The organism is Nonlabens tegetincola, from assembly GCF_002954355.1.
GTDB classification, from domain to species: Bacteria; Bacteroidota; Bacteroidia; order Flavobacteriales; family Flavobacteriaceae; genus Nonlabens; species Nonlabens tegetincola.
The window spans coordinates 21,279-43,214 of sequence record NZ_MQVV01000017.1; the positions used below are offsets into that span (position 1 = coordinate 21,279).

The window sequence follows — 21,936 nt, forward strand, 5'->3', positions numbered from 1 at the left end:
GTAAAGGTGATCCCATATTACTATGAAAATACTTCAAGTAATAGATAGTTTAGATGCTGGTGGTGCCGAAAGAATGGCTGTTTCAATCGCCAATGAACTAGCAGCGCATGGACATGATTCTCATTTATGTGTGACTCGCGCCGAAGGTCTTTTAAAGAAAACTATAGATAAAAAAGTAGGCTACATATTCTTGAATCGTAAAGGCAAGTTGGGTATAAGAGGTCTTTATAAACTTTATAAGTATGTCAAGAAAAACGACATCACCCATATTCATGCGCATGCAACCTCGTTTTTCCTTGCTAGTTTGATTAAAAAGGCTCTACCATCACTCATCTATATTTGGCATGATCATTACGGCAATGCCGAACAGTTACAGGATAGACCGCAAGGATGGATCAAATGGGCTAGTAATTTATCGTCGCAAAATATTGTTGTCAATGAGCTTTTGTTGGAATGGCACAAAAATATACTGGGTAAAAACAATGCGATATACTTAAAAAACTTTGCTCAAAAAACTGAATCAGATACTACAGAAATTAGTCTACCGGGCAAGCCTGGTAAGCGTATTGTTCACCTAGCCAATTTACGACCTCAAAAAGATCATCTCAATTTGCTCCAGGCCTTTGAGAAAATTGAAAGTGACTGGGATTTAATTTTAGTAGGTAAGGATTTTAACGATGAATATAGTGAGCAAATAAAAAATTATATTTCAAGCAGAAAATTAGAAAATCGAGTGCATATCTTAGGCGCTAGAAATGATATAGGCTCCATTCTTAATCAGTGCGACATTGGCGTTCTTTCATCAAAGTCAGAAGGTCTTCCAGTAGCCTTACTAGAGTATGGATTATATAAACTTCCGGTAATAATGACTAATGTAGGTGCTTGTAAAAAGGTTGTTGGAAGTTACGGTAAGGTAGTAGCAGCTAATCAACCTTTAGAATTAAATAATGCTATCGAGGAATTAATAAATTCAAAAGAAGAAAGAGAACAACTGGGAACTGCTTTTAATAAGCACGTACTTTTGAATTATGGGGCTACATCCTACATCAATCAACTTGTAAACCTGTATAAGTCGCATGTTTAAAATTGAAAAACTTTCTTATCCGGTTTTAATAATTGCACATATTGTGCTTACTATCTTTATGATAGCTATTCCGTTTTTGGTCAAAGTGTACTTTTATGGAATTACAGGATACTTTATACTAAGAGCGTTAAGTAATCAAGATCGTGGTCAAGAAGTTTTACTAGCAAGTTTTTATCTCGTTACTTTAGAGGTTTTCCTGCGCATGAATAGCGCGTTATTCTTTTATGAAATGATCAAATATTTGGTTATTGTTTTATTAGGATTAGGTATATTTTTTAAAGGATTTTCACTGCGCAGTATTCCATTTGTATTTTATTTATTGTTATTGATTCCCAGTATTGTAGTTGCCTCGCAAAACATTCCGTTGGGAGAAAGTTTACGTAAAGCTGTAGCCTTTAATTTGAGTGGTCCGGTATGTCTAGGTGTTACTGCGATTTATTGTTTTTATAGAAAAATTCCTCGTGAAAGATTGGATAGCATGCTCAAATTAGGAATTTGCCCATTGGTAATGACTACTTTTTACTTATTCCTGGTAACGCCAGATGTAAGAGATGTTGTTACTAATACAGCTTCCAACTTTGCTGCTTCAGGTGGTTATGGCCCCAATCAAGTGGCAACGGTTCTAGGAATAGGTATGTTCATATCCTTTGCACGGTTTATTATCATTAAAAACAGACTGCACAATATTATTGATATCATACTCTTTATCGCCATGACTTATAGAGGTTGGGTAACCTTTTCACGTGGTGGAGTGATCACTGCCTTTTTAATGATTGCAGGACTTTTAATTACTGTAATATTTTTAAAACGATCCGAATTTAAATTCTCATTCCTTCCTAAACTAGGCGTTCTTGCTGTAGGTTTATTGCTAGCTTGGGGTTATACATCGCTTGCTACTAATGGGATGATTGATAAAAGATATGCTAATCAGGATGCCGCCGGTAGAGCCAAAGATGATTTATCTACTGGTAGAACAGAGTTGATTCTTATTGAACTACAAGCCTTCTTTGAAAACCCTATTGCAGGAATAGGCGCAGGACAAGTAAAATATTATCGAGCCCAAAAAGATGGAATTGTTGCAGCTTCACACAACGAGACTAGCCGATTGTTATCAGAACACGGTAGCATCGGTATTCTTTCCATTATTGTATTAATTATCACGCCCTTATTGTATCGCATTACAAATCGAGGAAATATTTACTTCTATCCGTTTCTTATATTTTGGATTGCAACAATAAACCACAGCGCCATGAGGATAGCAGCACCTGCATTTATTTATGGATTCTCACTTTTATACGTTACCTACCCTACAAAGAAAGTTAACAAAATAGAAGGTCCTACTCCAGGACTCGAACCAGCAACTAGCGCATGACACGTATTGTTTACATAGGAAATCAACTGTCAGGTAGTGGTAAACCCTTAACAACCATTGACACCTTGGCTCCTTTATTGAAAAATTTAGGCTATGAGGTTGTAACAGCTAGTTCTGAACAAAACAAGTTGTCAAGGTTCCTAGAAATGGTGTATACCGTGTATAAAAACAGTTCAAAAACTAACTATGTCCTTATAGACACCTACAGCACCTTGAACTTTTGGTATGCCGTAATTGTAGCCCGAGTATGCAGAACAATGAATCTCAAATACATTCCGATATTGCATGGTGGTAATTTACCTCAACGTTTAAAATCCCATCCTAAAACTACATTGAAGTTTCTCAATAAGGCTTATAAAGTGGTAAGTCCTAGTGATTATTTAAAGGACGCTTTCGCGAAAGCGATCACTCAAAAAATCGTTCACATACCTAATAACATAGAGTTACAAAACTATCCTTTTTTACATCGCCAGGCAGCCAAACCTAAATTATTATGGGTGCGGTCATTTGCGCACATTTACCAACCCAAAATGGCGGTGCAAGTACTTCATAAATTACAATCCGTTTACCCTAATGCCGAATTATGTATGGTAGGACCCGATAAAGATGGAAGCCTAGAAGAATGTAAAGAAATGGCAGATTCATTAGGGCTTTCAATAAATTTTACTGGCCTTTTAAGCAAAAACGATTGGATCGCATTGAGCAAAAATTACGATGTGTTTATAAACACCACAAATTTTGACAATTTACCAGTGAGCCTTTTAGAAGCAATGGCGCTGGGATTGCCTATCGTAAGTACAAATGTGGGTGGAATTCCATACATCATTAAATCAGGAAAGAATGGGTTATTATGTGAAGCACAAGACGTTAACGGCATGGTTTCACATATAAAAGCATTAGTTGATCAACCTGAACTTGCTAGCAAGCTTAGTAAAAATGCTAGATCCTATGTTCAATTTTATGATTGGGATCAGGTACAACTTCTATGGAAAGAGTTGTTAACCTAGTTTATAATTTTATCTTTGGGTTTTCTAAATCGAAACCGTGCCCTCAAAAAATTCGATTCACTTTGAGATTTCTGAACGTAAAATTCTATTACGAGTTCTAGATGTGCTGGTAGTATTGACTGCCCTAGAAATAGTCGGTTTTTATTTTGAGTTTGATTATTTTAGAATAACTGCAGAGCAGTGGAGCTGGACCATAGTATTAACAGCTTATTTACTGTTTTTCAATACTTTGTTTGAACTATACAATCTAGTAAGAGCTAGTCGGATAACAAGTACTTTGAACAGTGTAATAACCGCGAGTAGTTTAACTTCACTTGCCTATTTACTTACGCCCTTTTTTACACCTACCTTACCAGAAAACAGGTTACAAATATTGTTTTTCTATCTGGCTTTAACTCTTTCTATGTTGCTGTGGCGTTCAATCTATATTAAACTTTTTGCCAGTTCTAGATTTGACAAAAAAATTGTTTTATTAGGAAACGCTGAAGATATCACATTAGTAGCTCAAAATTTAGAAGAAGCAAATCCTTATTATAAGGTAATCGGTTACTTAAACACAAACACACAAGCCAGTCTTAAAGGCCAGTTTATAAAATTAAACGAACTTACTATAACACAAGCGCAAGAGCTACTCAAATCAAATGAAGCCACAGGTGTTGTCGTTTCAGGCAATCAAATTGATGGTATTACACCCCAAGTTTATAACTGGCTTATTGAATTGGTGGAATACGGTCATGAAGTACGAGAATACACACAAGTTTATGAAGAAATGACTGAACGAGTACCCGTGCAATTTATAGGTAAAGACTTTTATAGGTTTTTCCCCTTTGCCAGAAACAATCAAAATGCCTTGTATCGATTTTATCATCGAACCATGGACATTGTATTGTCATGTGTAGGATTGGCATTTGGAATTCTACTACTACCCATAGTGCTTTTAGGAAACTTGCTGGGTAATCGTGGCCCTTTACTATATAAACAAGAACGAGTGGGCATTAATAGAACCGGTTTTTATATCTATAAGTTTAGATCTATGGTGACCAATGCCGAAGAAGGAGGCGCTCAATTCGCAAAAAAGAACGATGTTAGAATTACCAAATTCGGAAGGTTTTTGAGACGTTCAAGAATTGATGAATTCCCGCAATTTATAAATATTCTTAAGGGCGACATGAGTATCATTGGACCTAGACCAGAACGTCCAATTTTTGTTAAAGAATTATCCAAAAAAATCCCCTTTTACGATACCAGACATGTTATAAAACCTGGTTTAACCGGATGGGCACAAGTAAAGGCAAAATATGGTGAGACCGATGATGATCACTTGCGTAAATTACAATACGACCTGTTCTATATAAAAAAACGTAGTGTTTTTCTTGACATTAGAATAATTGTCAAAACTTTGAGCACTGTCTTATTCTTTAAAGGACAATAGCCTATTTGCGCTTCATGACACCACGACGAGTAAAAGAGAATAGAAATATCCCAAGCATTAAAAAGACACTTACCCGTGCGATAAAATCTCCGTGCTTCACATAAAATGTGATTTTGTTATTGGGATAAATGGTTCCTTTAAGCGCTCCTTTTTTTTCGTATCCTAATGTGGTAATGATCTTACCGTAATCATTAATGACAGCACTAATTCCAGTATTTGCACTGCGAGCAATCCATTTTCTAGTTTCAATAGCTCGCAATCTTGCTAGACTTAAATGTTGCTTATGACCTTGAGTGTTTTGCCACCAACCATCGTTGGTAATAATACTTAAAAATTGAGCACCATTATGTACATAGCCGGTTACATATTTACCATACACAGACTCATAACATATAATAGGAGCTACTTTTAAACTGTCTCTAGTAATAAAAACTTCACGATCTTCTTGTGTCGTTTTTGTGGCAACCGTACCACCTAAATCCAACATCACGTCTCCTAATATTGGTTGTAACACGTTCTTGTATGGGAAATTTTCAACTCCTACAACCAGTTTAGATTTATGATAAAGTTCCACTGGATTTGTGGAATTCATAAACACCGCACTATTATAGTCGTTATAGTAAAAATCGCCATTTTTAATATAGTTAGTTTGTGAAGTGGCTTTGTCTTTATTTTTGAAGCTATCGCCTAATGATACACCACCCAAATAATAGGTATTAGGATAATCAAATAGAAAACGTTTAATCCTATTAAGAGCAGGATTTCTATTAATTCCAGTAAGTCGCATACCAGATGCCAAAGTAGTTTCTGGAGCGATAATAAGTTTAGTGTTTGCAGTAATAGAATCTACAGCGAGAGTCATTAAATTCTCTGCCATTTGAGAATTAGAAATGTCATATTTCTCTGAATAAGGATCTATATTTGGTTGTAAGATTACTACCTCTGTTCCTTCAACATCATTTGTTATACTATTTATAGACAGAAAATGTGATAGGGATATCGGAACAACGATAAGTAGTATTGCAGGAATACCATAACGTATAGTAATTCCTTTAGTTGAAACTGAATTTTCTTTTCTGCTAGAGTACTGTAACCAGGCATTATATAGTAATGTATTTACCACAAGCACCCATAAACTTCCTCCAAAAACACCTGTAAATTCATACCATTGAATCCAACTCACGGATTCACTAAAACCATTACCTAATTGCAACCACGGCCACGAAAAATCCCAATGTAAATGTAAGTATTCAAAGGATAACCAAATAGCAATAAAAAATGATGAAGAAGTAAAGCTACTCACTTTTTTAGAAACCAAATGATACACTAAAAAAACGAGTGCCATAAGTAGGCTATTTACCAAAACAGCAAACCACATTCCAAAAGCACTGCTATAAAACAACCAACCTGTTGTAATGATATTCCAAATGAAAAAAGTAAGGTACGCATGCAAAAATACCTTCCATTTCACCGCCTTAACAGCTGTTTTATTAATCTGGTAATGAGCTATAAACAAGGGTATAAAAGCAATGAACAACAAACCAGCAAATCCATTAGTAGGCCAGGCAAACGCAAGTAACAATCCTGATAAAACGCTAAGTATTGGATTTAGAAAATTCTTCATTAAGATTGCTAGTTAATTTTAATACTATCGCGAGAATACAGACAAATCGATATTTACAGAAAACACATTGCTATACAAATCATCACCGTTACCAATATTTGTAAGTGCATAGTCCACAGATATACCTCTATACTTAAATCCAACTCCGATATTCGGTTGAAAATTTAGGGTTTCGTCACCATTAATACCTTGTACGTTTTGAAAATTACCAGCGCCAGCTCTTACAAATACCATATCTATATAACCGTATTCTAGCCCAATGGCAGGCGTAGCGCTTACACTAGATGAAGAAATAATATCATTAGTCTGGATGAATCGCATGTTCAAATCAACCTCGGCAGTGAGTATATGGTCGTAGTGAAATTCAAAAGTTCTTGCTACACCTATTTGTAATTTAGGTAAGGTAACTTCAGTAGTTTCTGGAAGATCTTGGTTTTGATTTTCAACTGCTCCTCTTACTTCTTCAAACTTCTCCTCATCGATGGTCCATGTATTATAGGTAGTAGTAATATCACGTGCCATCACTCCTATTTCCCAATCACCTCTTTTAAATTGAGCTCCTACATCAAACCCAAATCCCCAAGAATTAGCAAATTCTCCGATAACCCTACGTATCACTTTAAAGTTTCCACCATAGGTAAAACCGTCCAACTTTGCCTCGCGTGCATAGCTTACTGTGAATGCCCAATCGGCAGTTGAAAAGGTTGAAATACGATCGTAATTGATGTTTCCTTGTGAATCAATTAATTGAGTGGTATTTAAAATATCATCAACAGAGAAACGAATAAGTGATGCCCCAAAACTACTTTGATCATCAATGGGCATCGCAAATGCTGCATAATTGTACTGGGCAATATTTGCAAAGTAGCTACTGTGCATGAGTGACAGTTCCTTTTGTTCCAATCTCATGAGTCCTGCCGGATTCCAGTATCCCGAATTTACATCATCGGTTTGAGCGACCACAGCATTACTCATACCTAGCGCAGCGGCGTCTACACCTATATTGATAAATTCATTTGAGTAGGCTGCTGTAGATTGCGCTTTCGCGAAAGCGAAACACATCACAAACAAACCGGTAATAACAATTTTTTTCAACGCCATTCTTGTACGCAAATATCCGTTTTTCTGATGTAATAACTACTATTATCGACTGATATTGCTTTGTTCTATGTAGAGCACTGGTTTTTGTGCATATTTGTGTTATGAAAAAACAAGTACCTAATTTAATTACACTACTTAACTTATTGTCTGGATGCGTGGCTGCTGTCTATGCTTTTCATGATAATCTACAGATGACATTGCTTTTTGTAGCGATAGGTATAGGGTTTGATTTCTTTGACGGATTAGTTGCTAGATTATTGCAGGTGCAAGGTGAGCTGGGCAAACAATTGGATTCTCTAGCAGATATGGTTACTAGCGGACTAGTACCAGGAATTGTTATGTTTCAATTGTTACAGGATTCTACTGGTATTACTTTGTTTGAAACAGGTGTTGAGTTTACTACAGCGAGTGCGCAGCAACATGTCATGGCTTATTATATACCGTGGATTGGTTTTTTTATAACGGCTGCTAGCTGCTACCGACTGGCTAAATTTAATATTGATACTCGCCAGACTGATTCCTTTATCGGTCTTCCTACTCCTGCTAATGCTCTATTCATTATATCGCTAGGTTTGATCGCACAGACCACTCAAATAGATTGGATTTATTTTTCATTAACCAATGAATGGGTCCTGCTTGCCATTACTGCATTGAGCTGCTTTATTTTGAATGCCGAATTACCCTTGTTTGCACTCAAGTTTAAGTCATTCTCAATTGCTAAAAATAAATTGAGATACGGTTTTTTAATAACTTGTGTCGTTTTACTCTCGTTATTGGGATTACTTGCCATACCGTGCATTATAATCCTGTACGTGGCATTGAGTATGATTACTGAATTAATAAGCAGTAAAAAATCCTAATCTTCAAAGATTTTCTTTTTTCTGAGTTCAAAGTTTTGACCTAGGTAAACTTTTCTCACTATTTCATCTTCTGCTAGTTCTTCTGGAACTCCATGTTTAAGGATAGTACCTTCAAACATCAAATAGGTACGATCTGTAATAGCTAGTGTTTCTTGAACGTTGTGATCGGTAATTAAAATACCAATATTCTTTTTAGTCAATTGAGCAACAATACGTTGTATATCTTCAACTGCTACTGGATCTACTCCTGCAAAGGGCTCATCAAGTAAAATAAAGTTTGGGTTTGTGGCTAGTGCTCGTGCAATCTCGGTACGCCTGCGCTCTCCACCAGATAATAAATCACCACGACGCTTGCGACGCTCGGTCAAACCAAATTCCTCTAGCAACATATCGCAACGTTCTCTTTGCTCTTTTTTGCTAAGATCTGTAAGCTGTAAAACTCCCAAAATGTTGTCCTCGATACTTAGTTTTCTAAAAACAGAAGCTTCTTGGGCTAGATATCCAATACCGCTTTGAGCTCGCTTGTACATAGGATATTTTGTAATCTTTTGATCGTTTAACCAAACATCACCACCAGTAGGTTTAATCAAACCAACGGTCATGTAAAAGGAAGTTGTTTTACCTGCTCCGTTAGGGCCTAACAAACCAACTATTTCTCCTTGATTAACATTGAAAGACACTCCTTTTACAACTGGACGGCCTTTATAAGATTTTTGAAGATTATCTGCTCTTAATTGTTGTTGCATGCAGCAAAGTTAGTTTTTTATGGGCTACTGTCACATAGACCGATTTAATTTGTTTCTTTGTAATCGAATATAAGCATTATGACAATACCTAGATTTCTTTTAGGAGATAACGCCAGTTATCCAGATGATATTTTTATTATACACACAGAATATCCCAGATTTATTATCAATTTAAAGGATGATAGTATCGAGTTTTTGGAAGAAATAAGTAAAGCTGATAAAGAGGATCTTGAAGAGGAAACTAAGAATTTAATTGAAGAAGCTTCTAGATTCTACGACGAACAGATGGAATTCTACGAAAACAATGAATGATATCAAACAAATAGATTGGGACCTTACGGTTATTCTTAATGATTGGGGAAATGATCAAGTTGATTTATTTTTCAATGTGGTCACCCATAAATTTTATGCTATACCATTGTACTTGGTCTTTTTGTACTTCCTTTATAAAAAAATGGGATGGCGCAATTTGCTTATTGCCCTAGTTACTATTGCGCTAGTTATAGCTGCTAGTGACCAGCTAGCTAACCTATTCAAAAAAACTCTAGTTTTAAGGTTAAGGCCTTTTAGAGAACCAGCTCTTGAAGGGTTAATTTCAAAGGTAGGTAAAAGCGGTGGCCGTTATGGTTTCTATAGTGGGCATGCGAGCAATGCCATGGCTGTGGCTGTTTATTTATGGTTCCAGTTCAAGAATCATTTTAAGTGGCTGGGTATTATTGCTCTTATTTGGGGTATACTAGTGGTATACAGCCGTGTGTACCTGGGTGTTCACTACCTAGGTGATGTATTAATGGGAGGTTTTATGGGGTCTCTTTTAGGGTATGCAGGCTATCATTTTGTACCATACGGTAAGGATGAAGTTCATCGAGAAAGTTGACAACTACAAGGTTTTCTTAATCTCTTGACATTCCGTTTTTTTTGAACTAATTTTAAGTGTTACTTTTGCAAAAAATTAAACATTTGTTTATTTTTTAACCTACCAAAAAAAATCTTTGATTAATCAAGTTGCTTTTTAGGCATTATTTTATTGGACAGAATGAAAGAAATAATCTATAAGGATTTAGGCTATGCAGAACTTTACTGTTTTGAGAATTACATTATTTCTCAAGTAAAGGAAGGGACCATAATTTCTCCAGATAAAAATAAAGATCTGGATGAAGTCATACAAGAACACTATGAAAATAGACCTGTGGTTTATTTATCAAATAGAACGTTTGACTACAATGTAATGCCTACCACTTATTTAGAGTCTGCGATGATAGAAAATTTAATAGGTGTTGGTATTATCACTCAAACAGGTATTAACAAAAGAAATGCTGAATTTGAGAGTAGTTTTTTCAAAAAAGAATTTATCGTACTGGATTCACTTTTGGACGGTATTTTATGGGCAGAAAATCTAGTTAAAGAATATAGTATTAAGAAGCTGAAATAATTAAGGCATTCATTTATCATAATGAAAGCTCCTGAGAAATCAGGAGCTTTTTTTATAGTGTAAATGGCAAGATAGATGTTTAGCTAAGCGGAATACCCTTAACAAGTCTACTTAGGATTTTATAAATGAATGATGACGATAATAAGCAGGTTCTTTTTACTCTCGATGCGCTTATCAATAAGGTAAAACTTAAATCGATTGCATAAATAAACAGTAACTAGTGTCTTTACTAATTACTGTTTTTCAATCAATTATTGTTATTATTAAATTCTAATTAGGGATATTATCCACTATTTTAAAGGAGACTTTTTTTCCAACTTTTATAACCTTGTAATAAATCGCCTTGATTGAATGATTAAGAGTTAATTCTGGCCAATCTTCATCACTTACAGTTCTATTTTCAAGTTTTGCTTTTATTAAAGTAGAATCCAAGTATTTGTATTCATGTATTTTATCAAGTACATTTTTATTGTAATGATCAGCTTTTGAATAAATCAAAAACAACTTGTTTTCAGTTTCTACATAGTCTGTCGGAATATCTATCATCCTACCTTTTTGCTGATGTTGAAATATTGAAATATTGTCTAATTCTGGTAAAAACTTAACATAAGTAGTATCTTTTTTATTGAACTTTGAAATTTCATAGACATTATATTGACCTTTAAATAAATCTTGTTCAACAAAAACTTTAGCTGCATTTCTAAATAGATTCTTTGAATCCATTTTGTAAGAAGAGCAACTTGAAAATATTAAAATTACTAATACTACTTTAATCACTGATTGTAAATTTTTGTTTGCGTCCACCTGATATTATGTATTGAATTAAACCTGTTTGTTTTCTAGACGTTGATCTATCTATATCTGAAGGATCCCAAACATCATTTGCTCCTGGTCTATTGTCTCGAGGAGTATATCTGTGAGTATGGGTTGCAGTCAAATAATTGTGTGTTAAAAGCACTCCGTTTTTTGGAAAGCTATATGTGTCAAATTTAGTTTTAACAGTAGTTTTAGCTTCAATGTCGGTATTCCCTTCATATTTATTCAAAATAACAGCTTGTATATCTTGCCCTATAACTTCATTATCTTCATTAATTATTTCTTTACCTAAACCAAAACTTGAACTTTCAACTCCTATTATTCTTGACATTACCTCTTGAAAATGATCAAACTCTTTAAGTGAAGGTTCATCTGTACCATTCACGTTAAAAACATTATTTCTTTTCTTATAATTACGTTTCGTATGAATAAAACCATTGGCTATTCCTTCTTCTACTATATCATCAACTTCGCCATCATCATCTAATAAACCACTTGGGTCAACTCTCAATATTGGATTGTTCTGTACGAAGTTATAAGGCGTTAGCCAGTTCCTTTCTTCCGCCATAGGGTCTATGGTTATGAACCTCCCGAGGGCAGGATCATACGACTTCCAGTCCATTTCATATAAATCCAAACCTAAAGCTTCTTCGTGCTCAACACCTTGGAACTTAAATTTGGAAGCCGTACTATTGCTGTTCTGAACGACATTGTTGTACCCTTCATGTTCAAGTCCAAAAGGATAATAATTATTCTCTTCCTTGATCTCTGAGCTATCTACATTACCATTGTTGTTCATGTCCTGATAGGATAGTCTAATGTTATCAAGGTGACCCTTATATTGATAGACATACTTGTAATAAACTTGATCTACTTTTTCAACATACCCTTCTGCATGAGAGAAGAAATGTAACTGCTCACTACCACCTGAGGAACTCTTTTCATATATAAAAGCACCTGCGTAGGATGTTGTGCTGGTTAAGGTGTTGTTCACGTAGATTTGTTTTTGAAGCTTTGTTATCGTAGCATTATAAATATACTTAATTTACTTATCTTCCAAAAAATGTATTGATACTAGTAAGTTCAAATGATTATACTTGATGGTTTCTATTTTTTTAACCGAAACATCAGAACATCAATGTCCATTTACCGACATCGAATGAACTTTAAGTCGGACTAGCACCTAAAACGAAAAAGACATATGCATAAAAACCACTCCGAAGTGTGAGATTTTGATTATTTGATCTCATTATACGTTTTTAAGAAAAAAAGCAGTGGCTTAATATACTAACTACTTTCTGTCTAACGAGGCTATAGCTTTTACAAATTGTTCTTTTTGCTCTTCTGGTACATTGACATAACCTACAACCACATCTCCCAATATATACTCTAACCAATACAAGTTATTTCTATCTTTTCCAGAGTTTTTTATAGTATCCACTAGGGTAATACTTCTTGAAATTGCATATGTATTCACACCAATTGAATAAAGATTATCAGAGTTTAACCTCGATCCACTATAAATATCAGTTGAAACATAAATTGTTGATTTATTTTGGTATTCAAATCTATACTCGCAAAACCCATGGTTTTCTACTTTTTTTTTGATAAAACCTTTAGGAAGGTTTAATTCAATATACTTGTAATTTTTTTCTTTTGAAAGACAGTTTTCAAAATTTAAAGTTTTTGAATTAAATAGAAGGCTCTTACTTGATGAACAGCTAGCAGATATTAATAAAAGTAAGATTGCTATGTATGTGTATAAACTTTTCATTTTTTTAAAACTTAATAATTTTGAGAAAAACGGTGTCGGGTAAAAAGTTGGATTTTTATTGTTATCCAGAAGATTCGGACAGCCATTATAATTACGCCTTAACCTAAACCACTATATTTTAATACTGTTCCAACTTTGGAACATTTTTATCGTTTTAGTAAAGATTAGTGCCAACTAGTACACTTACTAATTACTTTCTTTCAATAATTTAAACTCCTTTATTTAATTATGTCCTAATTTGAGACACTACCGCCATTACCTACCCTATCTAACGAATTATCTTTTTCTTAGCTATTAATTTTTGTCCTTTAGATAAAATATCATAAGCTCCAATAAAAGTTGGAGGGTTTACTATAATTTCATAATCATTACATTCTTCTTTAGTGATTTTAGAGTACCACATACATGAATCTAACTTTTTCCCCTTTTTGAGCAATAAATCATAGAAAGAATGTCTATTTTTATTTAAAGTAGAATCGTGCCAATAAAATAACCTGTTATTTCTTGAAATATAATTGTAATTGAATAACGAATCTGGGAGCACAACTTCTTTATTGTCCCAAGTCATAAAAATATAAGATTGTTTATTCCTTTTACTAATCTTGCTTATTTCAAAAACATAATTATCTTCCAATTCTTTACTAACACTTGGATCGTTCTCAAAATGGGTTATTATAATTTCATAAATATTTTCTTTTGAATCAATATCAATCGCATTACAGCAACTCAATAAAATAAATAGTATGTAAAGAAATATCACTTTTAAAATTCTCATCTTTTATTTAGTTTTTACGATTTCATCTTGCTTGTTATAATAATATCTGACACTACCATAAAGGACATAGCTAGTTACATTATGTTTATATTTAGTACTTAATATTTACGATACCTGTCCGTCCTTTAACATAACCTTTCCTTCTTTTTCCTCTTTGCGTGTTTCACCGAGTAGAACACGGCGCTAGCGGAGAAACGCTATTTGGCTATACTTTCTATATTTATAATCTGTGATAAATTGATTTGACCTCTTGCTTCTGTGTTTTTATTAATTGCTTTTAGTATGAAGAGATATACCTTATTATATTTTTTAACAATACATATTTCTAAAGAGTAGGTTTTAGAAAATGATTTATTTTCTACTAGTACAAAGGATTCTTTGCCATTATTTAGAGACAAGCCTATCTCGTCTAAAACAGGTGTCTTTAAGTTAAAAACATTAGGTTTTTTGTATTCGATTTCAGCTTTTTCAAAATTAACACTTCTAATCTCAATCTTATTAATAAAATTATCTGGATGATAATTATAAAAAAAATCAGTTTTAAAAATACTTCCTTGACCATAATTAAATCGATCATAGGGGTCTTTATTTACTCTTGATATAATACTATCAAGCATAATATCTGAGTCAATATCATATGATGATATTATTAAACCATAATCAAAATTATTAATATTATATATACTGTAAATAGAGCTATTTCTATTTCTTTGTGATCTAACATGTTTTATATTTTCTGAATCTTTGTAAAAAAAAGATTTGTTAATTTCTGGCTGATCTACATTCTTGTTGTCATTAACCAAATCCAAAGCGCTAAAAATTCTATACCCAGCTATTACTAGAAAGATTCCACAAACTAAAACTATGATTATTTGTTTTTTTGTCATGTAATATTATTTAAAATGCAGGTACAGGAATAGGAATAGGTGCCGCAGCACTTATCGCAGTTAAAGCGCCGATAAAACCAATGTAACTTGGTTTATATGTCCCTTTCAGCCCTGAAGTATAATTAGCACTTTTAACTACTAATGAAGGATTTCCTACAGCTCTAAAACCATCAAGCCCAAGTTCATCTTGTTCTTCTTTATTTCCGAAACCGTACTTGTGGTCTCTGCCGATAATTACGTTATTGTACCCCTTATGCTTGAGTCCGAAGGGATAATAGTTATTCTCTTCTTTAATCATTAAACCGTCAGGACCTTTAGCATAGTTGAGTCTCACGTTACCAAGGTGGTCTTTGTATTGATAGACATCCTTGTAATAAACTTAATCTACTTTTTCAACATACCCTTCTACATGAGAAAAGAACTGTAACTGCTCACTACCACCTGGGGAACTCTTTTCATATATAAAAGCACCTGCATAGGATGTTATACTTGTTAAGTTGTTGTTCACGTAGATTTGTTTTTGAAGCTTTGTTACCGTAGCATCATAAATATACTTAATTTGTTTATCATCCAAAAAATGTATTGATACTAGTAAGTTCAAATGATTATACTTGATGGTTTCTATTTCTTTAACCGAATCATCAGCACATCAATGTCCATTTACCGACATCCAATAAACTTTAAGTCGAATTACCACCTAAAACGAAAAAAGCTCCTGATTTCTCAGGAGCTTTTGTTAGTAGCGAGGACTGGACTCGAACCAGCGACCTTCGGGTTATGAGCCCGACGAGCTACCTACTGCTCTACCTCGCGATATCAACAAACTAAGTTAAACACTCTGTCATAACTCAGAAACAAAGTTTGTTTCATTTGGGATGGCAAATATACAACCCTTTTTCACTTCTAACCAAATATTTTGGAGAGAATCTTTCATAATAAAATATAACAGTTGTTAAAAGATTTTCAATTGATTGAATTTTAAGAACATGCTCTATTATTCTATGTAAATTCAAAATAAAAAATTATGAGCAATACAGTAAAAACAGAAAATTATCTGAACAATCTAATAGAAAAAAGTTACGACGCGCAACATGGTTATGAAAATGCTGCCGAAGTTGTAGATAATGTCCAATTAAAAAAATGGTTCATTTCTCAAGCACAACGAAGAACTGAATATGCAGGTGCTTTAATTAATGAAATGAATAATGTAAATGGTGAGGCGCATCTATCAGGATCCTTTACTGGTGACATGCATCGCAGTTGGACTAATTTGAAAGCAGCTCTTTCTTCTAACAAAGAAGAAACTATACTAGAGGAATGTTTAAGAGGTGAAAAAGCAACCATTGAAGAATATGAAAATGTGCTTGAACATAAGGGTGAATTGCCTCCTACCATAGTGAGTATCTTACAAGCTCAGAAGGATGAAGTTCAATCTACTGTAAATACAGTAAAACGATTGGAAGACATCGCCGATGATTTAGATAGGTAATATGCAATGATATAAACAAAAAGGCTGCCACTATCGGCAGCCTTTTTTTATTTACTTTTTTAAAACTTCAATGGAACTTCCATAAATAAAGCTTCACTATCCTGGGTAATATTAAAATCAAAAGATGAAGTCTGGTATATACCAATGCCATCTCTCGTAGATAATTGTTCGCCATCTATAGTCATAGATCCTTTAATTAAAAAAATATACAGACCGTTTGTTTCATCTTTAAATTTATAAGTAAGGTGGCTGTCCTTTGTGGTTTGAATCATATGCCACCAACTGTTTTGATGTACCCAAACACCATCATCATCTGGATTAGGCGATAGAATTTGGTAGAGTTCGTTCTCAACAGCGATTTCACTTATCGCGACTTCATCATACCTAGGCGTTACATTCTGTTTATTGGGAATCATCCATATTTGCAATAGCTTGAGTTCCTCATTTTCATTTTTATTATACTCGCTGTGCTGCACACCTGTTCCCGCGCTCATTACTTGTACCTTGCCCTTTTCTATGACAGCGGTATTTCCCATACTATCCTTATGTTCTAGAGCACCTTCCAAAGGAATGGTAACAATTTCCATATTATCATGTGGATGAGTAGGAAATCCTGCTCCACCTGCAATTCTATCGTCGTTTAATACCCGTAAAACGCCAAAGCTCATTCTATCCGGATTATAATACCTACCAAAACTAAAGGTGTGTCTGGCATCTAACCAACCAAAGTTAGCAGCTCCTCTAGTTTCCGCTCTATGTATAACTGTTTTCATTTTTTTATTACAAGTTAATCATTGACCTAATTCTTTAGCGTTAAAGCTTTCTAAACTACCATTTTCAAACACCACCTTAATCTCTATAGGATTGCAGCACACTTCACAGTCTTCCACATAATTTTGTGAATAGGCTGGATCTAGTAACATCGAAATTTCTTGCCAACAATGCGGACACATAAAAAAATGCTCTATCATAACTCTACATTTAATAATTGTCCTGTGAGTTGAAGTAATTGTAACTCGGCAAGTTTTGCATCGTATTTAGCAAGGTTTTTTGTTGTTTGAGCGTTTAACAAGTTTACCTGAGCCTGTCTAAACTCCACCGACGATACTTGACCTAATTTATAACGCTCTTCAGTTCTGGTAAAGTTGTTTTGATTAGTAATCAAGTTTTGCTCCTGCATTTGATAAATTCGTAAAGCGTTGTTGTAATTACCACGAGCATTTGCGATATCTCTCTTTACTTCGTCGCCTATTTGTTTTTTAAGCAATTCTTCATTCTTGAATCGAATTTGCGCATTTCGATAATTAGTGATTGATGTACCACCGTCAAAAATATCCCATGTAAGATTTGCACCCAACTGCAATGAAGTACTTAAATTGGTAGTGCTAGGGAAAAATGCACTAGCTGGGTTGTCAGTTTGATTCCAACCGTAAGAACCTGTTAGACCTATTCGAGGTAACATAAGCGACCTTGCTGTTTTAATATCGTATTCACTTACAGTCACGTTGCGATCGGCTTGTAATAAACGTACGTTGTTCTCACTAGCCTTTTCAATAAACGATACGATCTCGAGCTCATTGAGTAATGTCACGGTTGTATCTACTGCAAACGACGTTTCTATATCACGTTGCATGATCAAGTTTAAATCTCGTTTTGCATTACGTAATTGTTGTTGAGCATTTAGCAAGTTAATGCTGTCGGTATTAATATCTACTCTAGCATTAAGAACCTCAAGTTTGTTTACTTGTCCATAATCAAACTGGTACTGCGCTCTTTGCTCTCGCTTTAAGGATATATCCAGTGCCTGTTCTAGAACTTGTACGTTTTCTCTAATACGTGCTACCTCTAGATAGACAGACATCAATTGCAAGGCATTTGTTTCTATGGTTTGTCTAGCTTGTAATTCAGATAAGTTATATAATTCTTTTAAACGCTTGTAGTTATACAACCTACCTAAACCATCAAACAATGTGTAATTGACATTGATAGCAGCATTGTAGCGTCTCGTTTCAGCATCCTGAATGTTTACATTATCCCTTACCGATCCATCTTGATTTAAGGCACCGCCAAAGTCTACTTCGGTATCCGTTTGTTCATAATTGGCGCCTGCTGTTCCATTAACGGTAGGCAGGTATCCAGAATTCAGAATCCCTTTATTATTTTCAGCAATGAGTTTTTGATTTTCAGCAATTCTAACTCCGTAATTATTTTCTAGCATTTGTGCGATTGCCTCTTGCTTGGTTAACAAGCTTGCTGGTGACTGTTGTGAGTACGCTTTCGCGAAAGCGTAAAAACAAAAAGCTATTAAAATGAACCTACTTTTATTCTTCATAATCCACTGTGCTATCTTGTTCTTTTTTTACCGGTGTCACTTCCTTAGGAGCTAAGGATTCACCTTTTATAAGCCAGCGCATAGCGAGCTTACTACGATTTCCGAAACTTAAAAATAACGGTAACAACAATAAGGTTAAAATCGTGGCCAAACCTATCCCGTAAGATATTGAAATCGCCATAGGTTTAAGAAATTGCGCCTGTCGGCTAGTTTCTAACAGTAAGGGTGCTAGACCAGCAATGGTAGTTATAGAGGTTAAAAATATGGCTCTAAAACGTGATTTTCCAGCCTCATAAAGGGCATCATCAAAATCTAGTCCTTCCTTAATGTAATTATTGAACTTACCGATGAGCACAAGACCGTCGTTTACCATAATACCTATTAATGCGATAATACCTAGCATCGATAAAATATTCACAGGAAAACCATGAATCCAGTGTCCCCAACCTACTGCCACTAGACTAAAAGGAATAAGTAATAATAGCATGATAGGTTGTGTCCAACTTCTAAAGGTAAATGCGATTACTATATAAATTAATAATAAAATTATAGGCATTACAGCGCCAGCACTGGAACTAATCTTCTGTGCCTCGCGTGCCTGTCCATTTAAATAGTTAGGTGATATGGTCGGGTACTTGGTCTGTAATTCTGGAATAATGTTTTCTTGAATGTCTGTTAGGATATCTGTGGCGCTTTGATTAGGATCCTTTAAATCGGCAGAAACTTGGATTTCCCTACGACCGTCAAGGTGATTAATGACAACATCGCCACGTTCAATTGTGTATTCTGCAATGTCTCTAAGAGGCACACGATCTCCAGCTGGCGTTACTATTCTCAATTCATCTAGGTCAGTAATACTGCTTCGGTTTTCACGATCGTAGCGCACCCATACTTTAATCTCGTCTTGACCTCGTTGGAATCGTTGCGCCTCGCGACCGAAAAAAGCAGCTCTTACCTGAGTCATAATACTTCGTGTATTAAGACCTAGCGCATAAGCATTTTGTTTTAAGTTAAGTCGTATTTCTTTTATTCCAGCAGGATCGTTATCTGTAACATCCTTGAGCAACGGATTGCTTATTAAAATTTCCTTCAATTCCTCAGTCGCAGATTTCAATTCCTGAATATCATTACTCAATAAAGAAACTGAAACAGGACTACCACCAAAGTTACCACCTGACCCAAAGACCAGTCTTTCAGCACCTGGAACATCTCCTACTAGTTCCCTTAATCGGTTAGAAACAATATTTGAGTTGAGAGATTCTGGTCTAGTTTCACCTGGCAGTAGGTTTATCGTTAATCCAGCAGAAGAAGATGAGGTTTGTGTTTTAATAATGTTTTCAAATAACATAATGCTATCACCATAAACATCATCGGTTAGGTATTCCTCGGTTAATTCTTGATTTACAATTTGCGCTTTTTGTTCTATATGTGAAATAATAGAATCTGTAATTGCAGTGGCTGTTCCATTAGGCATTTCCAGTTCTACACTTACTCTGTCGCTGGCAATTCTAGGAAATAAAGTCACTCCAATAACTCCACCACCTATACTTCCTAAAGTGAGTAAAATAGCCGCTAAGAAAAAACTAAAAGTCAAAAACTTATTGCGTAGGGTAAATCGTAAAGCAGGCGCGTAAAGTTTATCTCGCATCCACGCCATGGACCTATCGCCGTAGTCGTTAATTCCTCTCATTTTTTTGAAGAATTGTCCTAATTTACTTTTAGGATCCTTAGGTTTTTCTGCCAGCGCTTTGGAATGTGCCAGGTGAGCTGGTAAAATGATCAATGCCTCAACTAGAGACACCAGTAATGTCAACATAACAATAACGGAAACCTCACTGAAAAACTCACCTATTCTACTATCTAAAAATAAAAAGGAAGAAAAGGCTAGTATTGTTGTTGTAATCGCACTCAAAATAGGTGGAATCACTTCTAGTGTTCCATCAACAGCAGCTTTTATGGCACTTTTACCATTCTCGTAATGCTGATAGATATTTTCGGCAATCACAATTCCATCGTCCACCAATATACCTATCACGATTATCATCCCAAACAAGGAAAGCACATTGATGGTGACATCAAACTGCCCAGCAAACATGAACATTCCTAAAAAAGCTACTGGTAGTCCAAAAGCTACCCAAAAAGCCAATCTTACATTTAAAAAAACCGATAGAAATATCAAGACTAAAATCATCCCTACGACAGCATTTTCTGCCAGTAATGCTGTTCTTTGATTTAAGGTAATTGATTGATCACTCACTACGTTTAACTGTACATTTGAAGAACGTTGATTGAATCCTTCAATGTACTCCTTAACCTTATCGGCACTATCAATTAAATCTTCAGAATTAGTACTGGTAATGGTTACATTTACTGCAAGTTCATTATTAAAGTAGGATGCATTTGGTGTTTCAGAGAAACGGTCTCGCACAGTAGCTACATCGCTTAATCTTAAAGTAGTACCATCAATATTTGTACGTACAGGAATAAAGTTAAGCTCAGTCCCGTAATAGTTACGGCTGTTTGCCCTAATTAGATACTCCTCAACATCGGTTTTAATATTTCCACCGGTAACCAGTAAATTACTACTAGCAACAGCATCTGCAACCTCTTGAAAGCTTAAATTATAAGCCAACAGAGTATTTTCATTAACAGCAATTTCAATTTCCTCGGCTGGATAACCTGCAATATTAACTTGAGAAATACCGTCTATTCCTCTAAGATCATTTTCAATATCACGAGCTATTGTTTTAAGCGTTTTTAAAGGTATATTCTTACCGCTTACAGCAAAAGATATAGTAGGTCGAGCATTTTCTTGTTTGGCTACCACTAGCGGCTCCATTCCTGTGGGAAATGATGGGACCCTATCTACTGCATTTTTAACCTCGAGCAGCATAAAGTCGATATCGTAACCTTTTATTATTTCTACTGTAATAGTTCCTGCATTCTCTCGTGATGCACTAGTAACCCTATCTACACCTTCAATCCCTTTTAAATTATCTTCAATTTTTAAAACTACTCCTTCTTCTATTTCTTGAGGTGAAGCTCCTGGGTAGACCACATTAATGGTAATAATTTTTGAGTCTACTAGTGGAAAAAAGGAAGAATTAAGAGATAAAGCACCTATGATACCAAACACTAAAAATGCAAAGATCATCACATTAACTGCGATGTGATGTTCTATAAAATAACTGATTATTTTTTTCAT

General features: G+C 34.8%; 23 protein-coding genes and 1 tRNA gene. 9 read left to right on the forward strand and 15 right to left on the reverse strand.

The genetic code is table 11. The features are described from left to right. The first annotated feature begins 22 nt into the window (after positions 1 to 22). From BST93_RS11650 to BST93_RS11665, 4 genes are read left to right on the forward strand one after another with little or no spacing between them, the layout of a single operon-like run. Positions 23 to 1,084 (forward strand): glycosyltransferase, encoded by a 1,062-nt coding sequence (locus BST93_RS11650; RefSeq protein WP_105019305.1) that lies wholly within the window; start codon positions 23 to 25, stop codon positions 1,082 to 1,084. After that, a complete protein-coding gene (locus tag BST93_RS11655; protein ID WP_105019306.1) occupies positions 1,077 to 2,456 on the forward strand; it encodes an O-antigen ligase family protein in 1,380 nt (459 codons plus the stop codon). The genes BST93_RS11650 and BST93_RS11655 overlap by 8 nt, the downstream gene beginning before the upstream one ends. Continuing rightward, the gene (locus tag BST93_RS11660) at positions 2,453 to 3,463 is read left to right on the forward strand and encodes a glycosyltransferase family 4 protein (protein WP_105019307.1); all 1,011 of its coding nucleotides are present in this window, start codon (positions 2,453 to 2,455) and stop codon (positions 3,461 to 3,463) included. The genes BST93_RS11655 and BST93_RS11660 overlap by 4 nt, the downstream gene beginning before the upstream one ends. Positions 3,464 to 3,500: 37 nt before the next feature. Continuing rightward, a complete protein-coding gene (locus tag BST93_RS11665) occupies positions 3,501 to 4,895 on the forward strand; it encodes a sugar transferase (RefSeq protein ID WP_258150537.1) in 1,395 nt (464 codons plus the stop codon). A gap of 1 nt (position 4,896) precedes the next feature. Here BST93_RS11665 and lnt read toward each other — a convergent pair whose 3' ends face one another. Both lnt and BST93_RS11675 read right to left on the reverse strand, forming a co-directional pair. After that, positions 4,897 to 6,519 (reverse strand): apolipoprotein N-acyltransferase, encoded by a 1,623-nt coding sequence (gene lnt / locus BST93_RS11670; protein ID WP_105019308.1) that lies wholly within the window; start codon positions 6,517 to 6,519, stop codon positions 4,897 to 4,899. 24 nt (positions 6,520 to 6,543) lie between these two features. Continuing rightward, the gene (locus BST93_RS11675) at positions 6,544 to 7,614 is read right to left on the reverse strand and encodes a putative type IX sorting system protein PorV2 (protein WP_444850717.1); all 1,071 of its coding nucleotides are present in this window, start codon (positions 7,612 to 7,614) and stop codon (positions 6,544 to 6,546) included. Between the two features lie 107 nt (positions 7,615 to 7,721). Here BST93_RS11675 and BST93_RS11680 point away from each other — a divergent pair, with 107 nt between their 5' ends. Continuing rightward, the gene (locus tag BST93_RS11680) at positions 7,722 to 8,480 is read left to right on the forward strand and encodes a CDP-alcohol phosphatidyltransferase family protein (RefSeq protein WP_105019309.1); all 759 of its coding nucleotides are present in this window, start codon (positions 7,722 to 7,724) and stop codon (positions 8,478 to 8,480) included. Here the strand turns inward: BST93_RS11680 and lptB are convergent. After that, positions 8,477 to 9,226 carry an LPS export ABC transporter ATP-binding protein gene (lptB, locus tag BST93_RS11685; RefSeq protein WP_042280419.1) on the reverse strand — a complete coding sequence of 250 codons (750 nt, stop codon included), beginning with the start codon at positions 9,224 to 9,226 and terminating at the stop codon, positions 8,477 to 8,479. The two genes, BST93_RS11680 and lptB, sit on opposite strands and share 4 nt — an antisense overlap. A 78-nt stretch (positions 9,227 to 9,304) precedes the next feature. Here lptB and BST93_RS11690 point away from each other — a divergent pair, with 78 nt between their 5' ends. The 3 genes from BST93_RS11690 (at position 9,305) to BST93_RS11700 (ending at position 10,658) form a co-directional block, all read left to right on the forward strand. Further along, complete coding sequence (locus BST93_RS11690; protein ID WP_042280421.1) at positions 9,305 to 9,538, forward strand: DUF8828 family protein; 234 nt, start codon at positions 9,305 to 9,307, stop codon at positions 9,536 to 9,538. Beyond that, the gene (locus tag BST93_RS11695) at positions 9,531 to 10,103 is read left to right on the forward strand and encodes a phosphatase PAP2 family protein (RefSeq protein WP_042280423.1); all 573 of its coding nucleotides are present in this window, start codon (positions 9,531 to 9,533) and stop codon (positions 10,101 to 10,103) included. Before BST93_RS11690 ends, BST93_RS11695 begins: the two co-directional genes overlap by 8 nt. Positions 10,104 to 10,262: 159 nt before the next feature. Continuing rightward, a complete protein-coding gene (locus BST93_RS11700; RefSeq protein ID WP_042280425.1) occupies positions 10,263 to 10,658 on the forward strand; it encodes a hypothetical protein in 396 nt (131 codons plus the stop codon). 270 nt (positions 10,659 to 10,928) lie between these two features. On the opposite strand, the gene BST93_RS11705 is transcribed toward BST93_RS11700, so the two are convergent. The 8 genes from BST93_RS11705 to BST93_RS11740 form a co-directional block, all read right to left on the reverse strand. Beyond that, positions 10,929 to 11,435 (reverse strand): hypothetical protein, encoded by a 507-nt coding sequence (locus BST93_RS11705; RefSeq protein WP_146105025.1) that lies wholly within the window; start codon positions 11,433 to 11,435, stop codon positions 10,929 to 10,931. After that, positions 11,428 to 12,468, reverse strand: coding sequence for an RHS repeat-associated core domain-containing protein (locus tag BST93_RS11710; RefSeq protein WP_105019311.1), 1,041 nt, complete (start codon positions 12,466 to 12,468; stop codon positions 11,428 to 11,430). The genes BST93_RS11705 and BST93_RS11710 overlap by 8 nt, the downstream gene beginning before the upstream one ends. A 297-nt stretch (positions 12,469 to 12,765) precedes the next feature. Continuing rightward, entirely contained in the window at positions 12,766 to 13,248 is a 483-nt protein-coding gene (locus tag BST93_RS11715; protein WP_105019312.1) for a hypothetical protein, read from the reverse strand. A 268-nt stretch (positions 13,249 to 13,516) separates the two neighbouring features. Beyond that, on the reverse strand, positions 13,517 to 14,023 hold the full coding sequence (locus BST93_RS11720; RefSeq protein ID WP_146105026.1) for a hypothetical protein: 507 nt from the start codon (positions 14,021 to 14,023) through the stop codon (positions 13,517 to 13,519). Between the two features lie 197 nt (positions 14,024 to 14,220). Beyond that, positions 14,221 to 14,910, reverse strand: coding sequence for a hypothetical protein (locus BST93_RS11725; RefSeq protein WP_105019314.1), 690 nt, complete (start codon positions 14,908 to 14,910; stop codon positions 14,221 to 14,223). Positions 14,911 to 14,920: 10 nt separating this feature from the next. After that, positions 14,921 to 15,208 (reverse strand): hypothetical protein, encoded by a 288-nt coding sequence (locus tag BST93_RS11730; RefSeq protein WP_181072625.1) that lies wholly within the window; start codon positions 15,206 to 15,208, stop codon positions 14,921 to 14,923. An 81-nt stretch (positions 15,209 to 15,289) separates the two neighbouring features. Next, positions 15,290 to 15,511 (reverse strand): hypothetical protein, encoded by a 222-nt coding sequence (locus BST93_RS11735; protein ID WP_181072627.1) that lies wholly within the window; start codon positions 15,509 to 15,511, stop codon positions 15,290 to 15,292. A gap of 139 nt (positions 15,512 to 15,650) precedes the next feature. Then, positions 15,651 to 15,723: transfer RNA gene (locus tag BST93_RS11740), tRNA-Met, on the reverse strand. Positions 15,724 to 15,934: 211 nt separating this feature from the next. Between BST93_RS11740 and BST93_RS11745 the strand changes: the two genes are divergently transcribed. Next, positions 15,935 to 16,399: a ferritin-like domain-containing protein gene (locus BST93_RS11745; RefSeq protein ID WP_060524530.1), complete on the forward strand. Its 465-nt coding sequence runs from the start codon at positions 15,935 to 15,937 to the stop codon at positions 16,397 to 16,399. 59 nt (positions 16,400 to 16,458) lie between these two features. On the opposite strand, the gene BST93_RS11750 is transcribed toward BST93_RS11745, so the two are convergent. The 4 genes from BST93_RS11750 to BST93_RS11765 are packed head-to-tail and all read right to left on the reverse strand — an operon-like array spanning position 16,459 to position 21,936. Next, positions 16,459 to 17,172: a pirin family protein gene (locus BST93_RS11750; protein ID WP_105019317.1), complete on the reverse strand. Its 714-nt coding sequence runs from the start codon at positions 17,170 to 17,172 to the stop codon at positions 16,459 to 16,461. A gap of 18 nt (positions 17,173 to 17,190) precedes the next feature. Continuing rightward, entirely contained in the window at positions 17,191 to 17,370 is a 180-nt protein-coding gene (locus BST93_RS11755) for a zinc ribbon domain-containing protein (RefSeq protein ID WP_105019318.1), read from the reverse strand. Beyond that, positions 17,367 to 18,731, reverse strand: coding sequence for a TolC family protein (locus tag BST93_RS11760; RefSeq protein WP_105019319.1), 1,365 nt, complete (start codon positions 18,729 to 18,731; stop codon positions 17,367 to 17,369). The genes BST93_RS11755 and BST93_RS11760 overlap by 4 nt, the downstream gene beginning before the upstream one ends. Further along, positions 18,721 to 21,936 carry an efflux RND transporter permease subunit gene (locus tag BST93_RS11765; RefSeq protein WP_105019320.1) on the reverse strand — a complete coding sequence of 1,072 codons (3,216 nt, stop codon included), beginning with the start codon at positions 21,934 to 21,936 and terminating at the stop codon, positions 18,721 to 18,723. Before BST93_RS11765 ends, BST93_RS11760 begins: the two co-directional genes overlap by 11 nt.

Bases quoted from the DNA above. Each gene is read 5' to 3' on its own strand.
- BST93_RS11650 (WP_105019305.1), top strand. From the start codon at position 23: ATGAAAATACTTCAAGTAATAGATAGTTTAGATGCTGGTGGTGCCGAA.
- BST93_RS11655 (WP_105019306.1), top strand. From the start codon at position 1,077: ATGTTTAAAATTGAAAAACTTTCTTATCCGGTTTTAATAATTGCACAT.
- BST93_RS11660 (WP_105019307.1), top strand. From the start codon at position 2,453: ATGACACGTATTGTTTACATAGGAAATCAACTGTCAGGTAGTGGTAAA.
- lnt (WP_105019308.1), bottom strand. From the start codon at position 6,519: ATGAAGAATTTTCTAAATCCAATACTTAGCGTTTTATCAGGATTGTTA.
- BST93_RS11680 (WP_105019309.1), top strand. From the start codon at position 7,722: ATGAAAAAACAAGTACCTAATTTAATTACACTACTTAACTTATTGTCT.
- lptB (WP_042280419.1), bottom strand. From the start codon at position 9,226: ATGCAACAACAATTAAGAGCAGATAATCTTCAAAAATCTTATAAAGGC.
- BST93_RS11690 (WP_042280421.1), top strand. From the start codon at position 9,305: ATGACAATACCTAGATTTCTTTTAGGAGATAACGCCAGTTATCCAGAT.
- BST93_RS11695 (WP_042280423.1), top strand. From the start codon at position 9,531: ATGAATGATATCAAACAAATAGATTGGGACCTTACGGTTATTCTTAAT.
- BST93_RS11700 (WP_042280425.1), top strand. From the start codon at position 10,263: ATGAAAGAAATAATCTATAAGGATTTAGGCTATGCAGAACTTTACTGT.
- BST93_RS11715 (WP_105019312.1), bottom strand. From the start codon at position 13,248: ATGAAAAGTTTATACACATACATAGCAATCTTACTTTTATTAATATCT.
- BST93_RS11720 (WP_146105026.1), bottom strand. From the start codon at position 14,023: ATGAGAATTTTAAAAGTGATATTTCTTTACATACTATTTATTTTATTG.
- BST93_RS11725 (WP_105019314.1), bottom strand. From the start codon at position 14,910: ATGACAAAAAAACAAATAATCATAGTTTTAGTTTGTGGAATCTTTCTA.
- BST93_RS11730 (WP_181072625.1), bottom strand. From the start codon at position 15,208: ATGATTAAAGAAGAGAATAACTATTATCCCTTCGGACTCAAGCATAAG.
- BST93_RS11745 (WP_060524530.1), top strand. From the start codon at position 15,935: ATGAGCAATACAGTAAAAACAGAAAATTATCTGAACAATCTAATAGAA.
- BST93_RS11750 (WP_105019317.1), bottom strand. From the start codon at position 17,172: ATGAAAACAGTTATACATAGAGCGGAAACTAGAGGAGCTGCTAACTTT.
- BST93_RS11755 (WP_105019318.1), bottom strand. From the start codon at position 17,370: ATGATAGAGCATTTTTTTATGTGTCCGCATTGTTGGCAAGAAATTTCG.
- BST93_RS11760 (WP_105019319.1), bottom strand. From the start codon at position 18,731: ATGAAGAATAAAAGTAGGTTCATTTTAATAGCTTTTTGTTTTTACGCT.
- BST93_RS11765 (WP_105019320.1), bottom strand. From the start codon at position 21,936: ATGAAAAAAATAATCAGTTATTTTATAGAACATCACATCGCAGTTAAT.